The sequence below is a fragment of the Mangrovibacterium diazotrophicum genome (assembly GCF_003610535.1).
Classification (GTDB): Bacteria; Bacteroidota; Bacteroidia; order Bacteroidales; family Prolixibacteraceae; genus Mangrovibacterium; species Mangrovibacterium diazotrophicum.
The window spans coordinates 1629099-1641878 of sequence record NZ_RAPN01000001.1 but is presented as its reverse complement, the minus strand read 5'-3'; the positions used below and the strand labels follow the sequence as shown (position 1 = coordinate 1641878).

Genomic DNA, 12780 nt, shown 5'->3' with positions numbered 1-12780 from the left:
GAATTGAAGATTGGAGATTGTTTGATGTTCGTTTATGAAAGTATCCGGTAAAGTTATAGCATATGATAGCCAGGAGTTTAAGCAAATGTTTGAACGCCTGTTTCCGCCTATGTGCATGTTGGCTTCCCGGATATTAAAGGACGAGGACAAGGGCAAGGACGTAGCCCAGGATGCTTTTGTAAAACTTTGGGAGAAAGATCAGGAGGAGTTTAGCAGTGAGCATGCTTTGCGTGCTTATTTGTATGTTTTGGTCAAAAATGCCTGTCTGAATCTCATTCAAAAGGAAAACAAGGTCCAGAATTCGTCGGTGGATGCCGCTCTGCATCTTCCTGAAAAAGAGTTTCTAAACGAGCTTCTTCGCGAAGAAACTTACCAAATACTTCGATACGCCATCAGTGAGCTATCGCCGCAGGCCGTTGAGGTTATGAACCTCATGTTACAGGGGTTTTCCAACCAGGACATCGCCGATCAAATGGGGATTACAATTAATACGGTAAAAACTGTAAAAAAAAGAGCCTATCGTTCACTTCGGGATATGCTTGATGATGAGTTGATTATGATCCTTTATTTCAATCTCATTAACTTCCGTTAAAAAATATTTACATTTCTTGTCACCCGCCTTTGCGGTTGTTTCGGTCTTACATGCAAAAGGTCTCAAATTGTTAGTTAACCTGATCGTGTGATGACAAAAGTAAAGGAACAAATAAAGATCGCAGGATTACTTGCTCGAAAAATGCTGGGAATGCTTACTGAAGAGCAACTGCGAGATTTGCAAAAATGGGAAGAAGCGGGCGATAACCGGAAAGTTGAAGCTGATATTCTTCAACCCGGGGCGTTTGATGCGTGGAACAAGCAAATGGACAATTTGGATGTTTCGACGCAATGGACAATGTACTTAAACCGGATGCAGCGAACGACAACCCGGAAGAAGGTAATCCGTCTTAATATTATCCGGACAGTTTCTGCTGTTGCAGCGATGTTGGTGTTGGCTGTGAGTATCGGTATTGTTTGGAAGTTGACTACTGAAAAGCCGCAAAAGCTGGCATTGGCAGAAGTGAGCATCGAGCCCGGATCGAAAAATGCGCAGTTGTTTTTGGATAACGGGCAGGTGATCGACCTTAAAGCAGCAGACGCCAAGTCAATCGACGAAGGAGATGTAAAGATCGAGAACAACGAAGGCGTGCTGGTTTACAACGACAGCCAGGTAGCCGAAAATAAAGAGACAGCGGCAAAGGCTAAATATGTAACAAACCGCCTGAGCATTCCTCGCGGTGGCGAGTACCAGTTGGTGTTGCCTGATGGCAGCCGGGTTTGGCTGAACTCTGAGTCGGAATTGACCTATACGGTGCCTTTTTCACCTAACGAGCGTCATGTAAATCTGAAAGGGGAAGCCTATTTCGAAGTTGCCCACAACAAGGACAAACCGTTTACCGTATCGACTCCGTCTCAGACAATTGAGGTTTTGGGCACGCAATTTGATGTGTCGGCGTACTCTGACGATGAGAGTATTGTAACTACCCTGGTTGAAGGAAAAGTAAAAGTAGAATATAAGAACTCGGACAAAGGCACTGAGGTGACCTATTTGGCGCCCAACGATCAGCTGGTTTTGAACACCGAAACTTCGGCAGCAAAAATCAGCCAGGTCGATACGCATGTTTACACTGCCTGGAAGGACGGTCGTTTCGTATTTCGCAACGAACCGCTGGAATCGCTGTTGAAAACAGTTGCACGCTGGTACGATGTTCAAATTAAGATTGAAGATGAATCGGTGAAGGCTATTCACTTCACAGGCGATTTACCTCGCTATAAAAACATGAATAGTTTGCTTAAGATATTGGAAACAGAGACTTCTGTGCATGTGGAAATGTCAGATGATAAAATACTTACCGTAACAAAATAAAAAAAGGAAGGTGGTGGCACACCTTCCCGAAAAGCATCCTGTTACGAATACTTTATTAGTTAATTGCAATACAAATCTATGAAAAAAATGAGATTACCTATGGCTCTCCTGGCTACAGGTGTGCCAAAAAAAATGTGGCGTATTATGAGGTTAACTTTCATTCTTGTTTTTTGCGTTGCGATGTCGGTGTCAGCTCGCACCTACTCGCAGAACAAAAGGGTGACCTTGGATGTAAAAGATGCTTCGGCATCTCAATTGTTTGATGAGATCAAACGACAGTGTGATTACAGTTTCTTCTTCAACGAAGATAACCTGTCGGAACTGAGCGAGATCACGCTGAGTAAATCAGATGTCACCGTAAAGGAGGTATTGGACGAAGTTTTTTCGGGCACCAATATCACCTACACCCTGGTTGATGACGTGATTGTGATCAAGACGAAGAGTGACTCCAACCAGGAATCGCAACAAGACACACGAGTGACGATTTCGGGTAAAGTTTCGGATGCCGAAACAGGCGAACCCCTGCCCGGCGTGCACATTGTCATCAAAAACAGTATCCTCGGTGGAGCAACAAACCAGGATGGTGAATTTCGCTTGATACTTCCTGAACGCAAGGAGGCTGTGATTTTCTCTTTTATTGGTTATGTGACTCAGGAAGTTCCGATTGGAGAAGGAAAAGTTGTTGAATTTGATATCAAAATGCAGCAGGATATCCGCGAGGTAGGCGAAGTTGTGGCGACCGGTTACCAGGTGATTGACAAGCGCGAACTGACCAGTTCTATTTCTACTATTAAAGCGGAAGACATGGAACTGATTGGTGCATTGAATGTTGATCAAATGCTGGAAGGTAAAGCAACCGGTTTGATGATTTCAAACATCTCTGCAACTCCGGGAGCTGCTACAAAAGTTCGTGTGCGCGGTGGTAGTACATTCACCGGAAACCAAAGCCCGCTTTGGGTAATCGATGGTGTGATCTACGAAGATCCGGTGACTTTGACTGCTGACGAAATCAACAGTTTCGATAATATCAACCTGATCGGTAATGCCTTAACCGGTATTAACCCAAGTGATATTGAACAGATTGACGTATTGAAAGATGCGTCGGCAACTGCAATTTACGGTACACGCGCTGCCAACGGTGTAATCGTAGTTACGACTAAACGGGGCCACGAAGGTTCTGCTTCAATTTCTTACTCCGGTGGTTTAAGTGTTGTGCAAGCACCGCAGTATTCTGATTTTAAATTGATGAACTCGAAAGATCGTATCGCCGTTTCGCGCGAAATGTACGAGCGTAACCTTGGTTTCGGCTCGAACTACGAAAACATTGACCGCTTAGGCTACGAAGGTGCTTTAATGAACTACTGGGATGGTACTTACGATTTCCAGGCTTTCCAGGATCAGGTTTCGTACCTGGAAACCTTGAACACCGACTGGTTCGGAGAATTGTACCGTCCTTCTATCAGTCAGCAACATGCTGTAAGCGCCAGTGGTGGTAGCAAAACTGCCCGGTATTATTTCTCGATGGGTTACGATGATCAGCAAGGTACTGAGAAAGGTGTAGACTTGAATCGTATCACAGCTCGTTCAAACCTCGACCTGGATTTGAGAAAGAATATTTTGTTGCAGTTCAAAGTGAGTGGCTCGGTTCAAAAAGCAACTTACAACCACACTTCTATCAACGTATTTGACGAAGCTTATTATACTGCCCGCACGGTTCCGATCTACGATCAGGACGGTGAATATTTCTACCAGCAAAAAGCGATTTACGGAAATGACGTGTATGGTCGCTACAATATTTTGCGTGAATTGGATAACTCGGAGCGCAATATCACCAACAAAGATTTTGCGGTTTCAGCCCAAATCCGTTGGGACTTTTTGAAAAACTTCCGTTTGACTTCGTTGGCAAGTTATCGCAACACGACCAACTTAACGGAACAATGGATTACAGAAGATACCTATTACATCGCTCAGCTTCGTACCTATGACGAGTTCGAAGATATGATCGCTGAAAATACGGATGATGCCGGTTACGTTCCTTTCGGAGGAATTTATTCAGGCGGTATGGTAAGCCAGGATACTTACGGTATTACCAACCAGTTGAACTACAACCGTGTTTTTGGCGAGAAGCATGTGTTGAACGTGAACCTGGGGCAGGAAGCCCGTTCGGTAAACTACTGGGGAGCTACCGGTTTCACGGTGCCCGGATACAATCACTACCAGGGCCGTGGATTTATCACGCTGGATCAGCCATCTAGTTCAACATCGGTTGGAGGCTTGGATTTTGCAAACTACGATTACGATGCGGCTTTCGCCTGGTTGACTAACAGCGGTGGCGTTTCTATTTACCCAACGATCACGGACAAGACCAAAAACTCCTTGTCATTCTTTGGTATTGCCAACTATGTGTATGACAATCGCTATGTTTTCAACTTCAACATGCGTAGTGATGGTTCAAATACGTTCGGACAATACGAACGTTACAAATTCAAACCGGCTTGGTCGGCATCTACCCGTTGGAATATCCACAACGAATCGTTCATGAACGATATGCAATTGTTCAGTGAACTGGCGCTTCGTGCATCATACGGGGTTCGCGGAACCATGCCGTCAGCCAGTCCTTATTTGTTGATTAGTGACTACGGACGTTTCAATTCAGTTTATTACCCGGAGAACGTAGCATCTTTGTCGGAGTTCCCGAACGCTAACCTGCGTTGGGAAAAGACGGAAACGCTTAACCTTGGGTTGAACTTCAGTGTTCTGGATAACCGGGTGTCAGGTGCGTTTGACTATGCATACTCGAAAAGTACAGACCTGATTCAAAGCCGTCCGGTTTCGCTGGTTAACGGTAGTTCAGTTCAATACTACAACTCGGGAAGTAAAGATGTAAGCAGCTACGAATTCAGTATTCGTACCGTGAATATCAAACACAATAAATTCTCCTGGAGCACGAACGCCAACTTCTCTTACGACCACGACCGTGTGTTGGAAGGTTTTGAAGACGGAGCAGAAAAATCGTTGACAGCAACGGATTACCTGGCGGGTTCTATTTACCGCAAAGGCTTCCCGACCAATGGATTCTTCTCGTACCAGTTTGACGGATTGAGCTCGGAAGGTTTGCCAACCTTCAAACATCTGGTTGAAGAGAACATGACTCGTGAAGAGCAATTGGAAGCCATGTTGGTTTACGAAGGAAGTCGCGTCCCCTTGTACTACGGTGGTTTCGGAACGCAGGTGAGATACGGTAACCTGAGTTTGACAGCCAACTTCACTTATAAATTGGGTTACAAAACCCGTTTGCTGAAACTTTACAACGGAAACCAAAGCTTGCCGTTGCCCTACCAAAATATGAACAGCGAGTTCAACAACAGATGGCAGCAACCTGGCGACGAAAACTTCACCGACATTCCGGCATTAACTGATAACAACATGACTTTTACCGGATCGAATACAGCAGCGGCTGACGGATACGATAAGGTTTATGTAACCAACTATGGTTATGCAGTACCGGAAGGTAAAAATGCCTGGTGGATGTACGACTACAGCGATGTGAGAACTGTTAGCGCAGACCATATCCGCTTGAAGTCAATCTCGGTGAACTACAATGTTCCAACGAAACTATTGAACGGAACAGGAATTAAAAACCTGAACCTTGGCGTGCAGGGAAGTAACCTGGCTGTTTGGGCATTCGACAAAAAATTGAAAGGCCAGGATCCGGATCAGGTGAGCGGTATTGGTATGCCGAACTTGCCAACTTACAGTTTCAGTTTAAACATGACTTTCTAAAACAAGAGAATGATGAAAAAATTATTATACACATTAATCCTTGTCCCGTTTTTCGGGTGTAGCGGCTTCCTCGATGAAGTTGATCAGGATTTGTTGGTGCCGGAAAAAACGGATCACTACGCCGCCCTGTTATTGAACGAATTCAACTATCAATATCCGATTTTTGACCAAATCGACTACATGACAGACAATATGGTCGAAGATTCGAAAATGACTACCTTGGATAAATTTGACCAGAAAACGACTTATACCTGGCAGCGCGAGATTGAAATTGATGAAGAAGGAAATGAAATAACCTACATCAATGAAGCCTGGCAGTATATGTACGAAGATATTGCCATCGCAAACTACGTCATCGAATTGATCGACGATGCTATGGGTGAGCAATCCGAAATCGATCAGGTGAAAGGTGAAGCCTACTTCATTCGGGCACTGTCGTACTTCAACCTGTTGAACCTCTACGGACAGCCTTTTAATGCTGCATCTGCCGACGTTGATTTGGGCGTTCCGTTGCGCGACGATATTGGTGTTGAAGAAACATACAACCGTAACACCGTAGCCGAAGGTTACGCCTTAATTGAGGCTGATTTGACCGAAGCACGCCAGCTGTTGGAAGCAAGTGGATTGACAACGTCGATCTGGCACCCGGGTGTTGCTGCCTGCGACTTGTTGATGTCGCGAGTGAAGCTTTACCAACAAGAATGGAGCGAATGTATTGAATATGCAGGCCGTGTAATTGCCAGCGGTAGTTTGTCGAAGGTGTCGGCTTCGAGCCCGTTTGTTGACACGTCGAACAAAGAAATTCTTTATTCATACTATGCAACGAATCCCGTGTTTTCACTTTACGACTCGTTTGGTAAAGTTCAGGAGTACTCGTACCACGCCAGCAAGGAGTTAATTAATTTGTATGATGACGAAGATAATCGGAAAGATGCCTTCTTTGATGCAATTGACGATGGTACAGGTAAATACAACTATTTCACGCTAAAATATCAAAAGGGAAGCTACACTTCACTTGGGTTTGCAAACCTGCGTGTTGGCGAGGCTTACCTGAACAGAGCTGAAGCTTACGCCGAGATGGGCGATGTTGCCAGCGCTGTGAGCGACATGAAAGCACTACATGCCGTACGTTACAGCGATCCGTCGGTGGTATCTTACCCGACTGATGCTGCAGAAGTACTGGACTTTGTATTGACTGATCGCCGGAAAGAACTGTGTTTTGAAGATCATCACCGCTGGTTCGACCTGCGCCGTATGGCTAACCGCCCCGAGATTAAACACGTATTTACATTAATCAACGCCAGTGGTGCTAAACTGGGAACTGAGACCTATACGCTGTTGTCGGACGATCCGAACTACACGCTGCCAATTCCGCTGAAGGAACGTGAGAACAACCCTTTGATCCGGAATAATGAACGGTATGAAAAAATACCAACCATTGATGAAGAAATTATTATTCCGTAACGCGTAAAAGCAGTAACCCAAAAAAGTAAATGATTATGACTAAGAATTGGATTTTATATATACTGTTGGTGGGGATTCTGTATTCTTGCCAAAAGGATGAAGATATCCTGGAACCATCCTATGCTGATGTTGACCGCGTTGCTTCACAAGTTGATTTGACCAATGCGACTGTTAAGGATATTTACGAGAAATTCAACGTGGGCGTCCTGTACGAATATGATGATACCCTGGATTTCGCCTATACTGCCCAGGAAGCTGATGTTTCGGCCTTGTGGGGATCGGTTGAAATTCCGGAGATCAAATCAATCTACCTGGACTCGCTGGGAAATATGAGTCCGGATACTGTTGCCTATTACGAAGAATACGTGAACGCGGCGATTGCTTTCGTAGATACGGCGATCTTCCAGCGTTTTGATCCGGCGAGTACAGTGATCACCAGATTCCCAAAGAAGGTGTTGATTGCAGAATCGATCTACGCAGAAAGTAAAACATATCTCTATCCGTTAATTGAGTCTGAATCAAGAAGTTCTCGTTATTATTACGGTGCTTTGTCGATGGTGTACAACAGCCATTCGTTTGTTATTGCGTACAATCCGGATGAAGTGGAACGCGATCTGGATGCCTATATTCTGGACGATTTCTATGTGTTCTTTAACCGTGTCATGGAGATGAATGACCTGTTCTCGCTGATTCCGGAGTCATTCTCAGAAGGTAAAGATGCTTACTACGATCAGGAAATGGATTCGCTTTACCGTACAGACATGGGAATCGATGACGAAACAACGGTTTATGTTGTCGACAAGGATTGGGTCTATTCAAAAGGGTTTGTTGATGCCCAATATTTTTACAATTCTCCGTCAGGCTTAGGTAATGTGTACGACTATTCTACCAGTCCAAGTACAAAGTACACCAAAGCCTTTAAACCATCCTATGACTTTGTAGCTGATTTGGAAACTGATGTTCGCAGTTATGTCAACGAAATGTTGCACCGCGATGCAGACGAGCTTGCAGCTTTCCCGGCAAACATTCAGGATAACATGCGTACCCTGTACAATTTGTTCACCTCATGGGGTGTGGATTTTAAAAGTCTGAACCCGGACTTGGAAGTGTTAAACAGCGAGGAATAACGGTAAAAATCTGAAATTATCATGAAAAAATATTTATATATCCTATTGATTGGCGTCGCTGGAGCATTGGGTTTCCAGTCGTGCCAGGACGACCCTGCTTTCCCGGATCCCGGTTTCGATATCGCTGATCAGCGTGTTGAAGTGCGACGTGATACGGCCGATTATTACAACATTTCGATGGAGATGGAAGTACCAAACGGTGTGAAAGTAATTGAATTGATCAATGCGGTTGACTATACTGTGTTGGAGGAAATCAACGAATTCAATGGTTTGAAGAACTTCCTGTTTACTTACGAGGTCGACCTGACTCAGTTTGAAAACGACACAGTATTGAATTACATTGTAAAAGTAATCGATAACGATTCACGTAGTTTCAACCAGGGAATTCGCATCAGCGTGAAACGACTGTCGTATCCCGAGATCAAACTGGTTGGTGGTAGTAACCTGGCGGTAGCCGCTCCGGCTTATATCGTGAAAGGTTTGGTATCAACTGGTTTGAATGCGCTGGAATCGATTAGTATTCAATTTGAAGGTGAAGAGCAGTATTTCTTCAGCCCGGTTGATACGACCATTTACGAGATGACCCTCAAGCAATTGGTATTTCTCGGTGATATGCAGATAGGGCAGGACTATGTGATCGACATTGTGATTGCCGATCAAACCGGTCAGGTTTCAACAACAAAAATTACCCTGCATAAAACCGACGAAATTAAACACCCTTACCGGATTTATTATACCAACTACAACAGCATCAACTACACCATCAACCTGGAATATGAAGCAGGAACAGATCGCCTGAGTTGGTTTGAATACATTTTCCCAACTGGTTCGTCGTATACAAACAACTTCTATTACAATGAAGCAGGTATGCTCGATTCGATCATTTACAGATCGGTGACTACTGCAGGTACTTTTTCTTACGACAAGCGTTACCGTTTCTACTACACAGACGGAACAACGCAGTTGGCTTCATTGGAGTTGCAGGAATTTGATTATGATGATCTTGGCCAGCTAGTCTCAGAGTCTGATGTTGAAGTGTTAGCTGATGGCTTTGTTTACCGTGAAGATGGTTCTGTAGAGCAGTTCTATTACGAAGGAAAACAAATTGCCGATGTAACTTATTCTGATCCCTTTAATTTAGGAGAGACCATTTTCAGCGAATACTGGCAGTCAGCATCCTATGCCAAGAACAGCTCTCGTCGTCAGCAGTTTGTTGAATTTGACCCGGTATTGATGCCAACCTACGTTGAAGGCTTCCCGCAGTTCTACATGGATAATTCCATCATGTTGAACGTTTATCGTGATCTGTTGTGGAACAAATATATTCCGTTGGAAACGGTTGGTGCCAGCTCATATGCCTATTTGTACACTCCGGTTTATCAGTACGAAACCGACAACGATGGTAACATTACATCGATTGTTAAGACGTATATCGGCGGTGGCTATCCGGCTGCCGGATCTAATGAGACGTACACGTTCTTATACGAATAGAAATCTCAATGCTTAAGAGAGGAATGTAAGATGATGGGGCTGGCTTTTGTCAGTCCCTTCTTTTTTATGAATGAAGTGGAAGAAGCATTTTTAGAAGCCAAAAAACAGAAGACGTGATGAAAACAGTGACAACAGGAATCAAAAAATTTTGCTTATTGCTGCTCCTGGCACTTAATGGAAGCTTGGCCATGGGACAGCAGTTAGCATTACCTAAAAATATTGAAGTTGGAAAACTCGCCAACGGAATGACCTACTACCTCATACCAAACGGTGATCCGGGAAAAGTCGTGGTCAAAATTTACACTAATATTGGTGCTTTCATGGAACGGCCCGATCAACACGGCTACGCGCATATCATCGAGCACATGTTGTTTCAGGGGAGTGAGCATTACCCGAAAGGCGCCTGTCTGGAAGAAATGGAGTTGATGGGGATGCGCATTGCCCTCGATTATAACGCGTTTACCGGGAAGACGGATACACAGTATTTTATGACGATTCCCGAGAACGACAAAGATTATTTCAGCAGAAGCCTGGGGATACTGAAAGACTGGATGTTTTACCTGAAACTGGACGAGGAGGAGCTGGAAAACGAAAAGAAAGTCATCGTTGAAGAGATTAACCGCGGTGGAAATTCGGCAACCTCGGGTTCCGTTAACCTGTTGGGAACAAGTTTGGAAGGACACGATGTGTTGGGAACAAAGGAGTCGGTTCGTTCGGCAACCAGCGAAGGGTTGTATCGCTTTTACAAGGACAATTATGTGCCCGAAAATATGGCGGTCATCGTCTATGGAAAAATGGATCAGAAATTCGCCGAAACGACCATCAGACAGATTTTTGGCGACGTTCCGGCAAATACCAGCCAAAACGGAAATAAGTACCTCGATGTGAATTCGACCACAGTTGTTAGTGGCAAAGCTTCATCCTCAAGAACGGACGATGTTACCCTGGCTGTGTTGTTTAAAACGGCACCGGTTGTTATCGACAACTACCCTGCGTTTAAGCAGGATCTGATCGATGGATTATTGTGCGACATGTTCGGGCGCAGATTGGAAAATGAAATGGCCGGTTCCATTTCGAACGCGTCGGTAAATATTGGATCGATGATCACGGGCAACTCGATCTACAATTTTCGCCTGAAGTTAGCGACGGACGCCAGTTATGAAACGGTTTTGGATCAGTTCTGCCGGGTGTTGGCACAGGCCATGCAGCATGGCTTTTCGCAGGACGAAATCAACTATTACAGTAAACTTCGCATGGATTATTTTAATCGTGCCCGTTTGGATAACTCGGCCGTAGTAGGAAGTGTATATAAGTATTTTCGGACTGGCGACATTCCGATGGATAGTGATCAACGGAAAGAGTTAACCCAACGAGCGATTCAGGAGCTTAGCCCGGACGATTTCAGTCGAACACTCAGCCGGATGCTGGAGCTGAATAAGACAATTCTGTTCGATAGCACAGTAACAGCCTGTTCTCCGGAATTCAATGCGGATTATATTTTGGGGCGGTTGAGCAAGCTGGATACAATCGTTACCGAACCTTTTGTATTCGAACGGCCGCGAGCTGCAATAACGGGCGAATTGAAACCTGTGGCTGTGCAGATTGCCGAAAAGCCCTTGGTGCCGGTCAAAAATAGGCGGCAACTTGATGGCGATCAGTTGGTGGAGCTCTCGTACCCCAATGGTGTAAAAGTTGTGCTTTTCCGGTCTGGGAATGAAAATGCAAAGATCAAACTGATTGGAAAGAATGGGTTGAAACAGGTGCCAGAGGCCGACCGGGAATATTTCGGAAAAGCGATCCGAATATTAAACGGAGCATATGGGAAGTACGATTCGAAGGAAGCCCACTCGTTGGAGCAGAGCATGAGGATGTTCAAAAATGTTGGTTTCGAAGATCAGGATTTTGAATTGAGTATCGGTGGGAAATCGGATTTTCTGGAGCAAATGGTTCAGGTTTTCAACCTGGTGGTGACAGAAACAAACTATCCGGAAGACGAAGCGGTTCGGGAGTTTTTGGACAAGATGGATCGCCGGAATGAATCGAAAAAGTATCCTTCCGAATCGCCAGCAACGGCCGATAGTGCGCGGGACGATCAACTCGTGCAACGATTGTGTCAATATGATCGCCTGTTGAAAGAAAACCTGAGCAATTCGATTATTTATATCGAAGGCGATTTGCCCGAAAATATGGAAGAGCTGGTTTCGAAATATATCGGAAGCCTTGTTGCTTCAACCCCGCCGTTGCCGATGGCAGAAGAAGCGACCACGGCTGCAGTTGATTCGGCGGGAATCCAAATTGAAAGCTGGAAACGTGATTTGGCCAAGGTTGTTTACGCGTTCAACAAAACATCGTCACGCCAATTGACGATGCGCGATGAACTGGTTCTGCAGGGGGCTTTGGAGCATGCACACCTGCGGATGGTCAAGATTTTGCGCGAGAAATACGGCATGGTCTACGCCACTGGCAAACGCTCGGCTATTTCGGTTGATCCGGTTAATTCACGCATGTTGCGCCTCGCCTATATGACCGATACGGCCAATGCCGAACGCTCGTATGAAATTATGGCGAATGAACTTTTGAAACCGCTAAGCAAGGAGGAGTTGACGGATACTGATGTCGCGAAAGTCAGGGCGATGTTGCGCAGTTTGTATGTCATGAGCTTTTATGAAGATGATCGAATCTCGGACGCCTGGCTGAAAAGTTATTTCAAATACGGCAAGCTTTATTCTCCGGCTGAACTGGACGCTATGATTAAGAAACTGTCAAAGAAGGAATTCGAATCTTGTTTGTATCAAATGATTGATTTAGAACATTGTTTTCGAACAACATTTTGGCCTGAAAGATAATCCCGTAATTTACAGAAAGTAAAATATTGAGACGGAAGTCAGTTCATTTAGTTATGAACTGACTTTTTTTTTGATACTGTTGTCACTCTCGGTCCCCGTTTTTCGGTCTTAATAGTAAATAAGTCGTAGAAAAGACTGATTACCGTTCAATTAGAAAAACTTAATCGCA

The 12780-nt window shown here is 44.7% G+C and carries 7 protein-coding genes; all 7 read left to right on the top strand.

Annotated features, from left to right (window positions below; genetic code table 11):
* Window positions 1-34 precede the first annotated feature (34 nt).
* The 7 genes from BC643_RS06305 (at window position 35) to BC643_RS06275 (ending at window position 12611) form a co-directional block, all read left to right on the top strand.
* The gene (locus tag BC643_RS06305) at window positions 35-592 is read left to right on the top strand and encodes an RNA polymerase sigma factor (protein ID WP_120272291.1); all 558 of its coding nucleotides are present in this window, start codon (window positions 35-37) and stop codon (window positions 590-592) included.
* A gap of 90 nt (window positions 593-682) precedes the next feature.
* Complete coding sequence (locus BC643_RS06300) at window positions 683-1900, top strand: FecR family protein (protein WP_120272290.1); 1218 nt, start codon at window positions 683-685, stop codon at window positions 1898-1900.
* 144 nt (window positions 1901-2044) lie between these two features.
* A complete protein-coding gene (locus BC643_RS06295) occupies window positions 2045-5683 on the top strand; it encodes a SusC/RagA family TonB-linked outer membrane protein (RefSeq protein ID WP_170154479.1) in 3639 nt (1212 codons plus the stop codon).
* A gap of 12 nt (window positions 5684-5695) precedes the next feature.
* A complete protein-coding gene (locus tag BC643_RS06290) occupies window positions 5696-7147 on the top strand; it encodes a RagB/SusD family nutrient uptake outer membrane protein (RefSeq protein WP_170154478.1) in 1452 nt (483 codons plus the stop codon).
* A 35-nt stretch (window positions 7148-7182) separates the two neighbouring features.
* Window positions 7183-8274 (top strand): hypothetical protein, encoded by a 1092-nt coding sequence (locus BC643_RS06285; RefSeq protein WP_147377153.1) that lies wholly within the window; start codon window positions 7183-7185, stop codon window positions 8272-8274.
* A 21-nt stretch (window positions 8275-8295) separates the two neighbouring features.
* Window positions 8296-9765: a hypothetical protein gene (locus tag BC643_RS06280; protein WP_120272286.1), complete on the top strand. Its 1470-nt coding sequence runs from the start codon at window positions 8296-8298 to the stop codon at window positions 9763-9765.
* Window positions 9766-9881: 116 nt separating this feature from the next.
* A complete protein-coding gene (locus BC643_RS06275; RefSeq protein ID WP_120272285.1) occupies window positions 9882-12611 on the top strand; it encodes a M16 family metallopeptidase in 2730 nt (909 codons plus the stop codon).
* Window positions 12612-12780 lie beyond the last annotated feature (169 nt).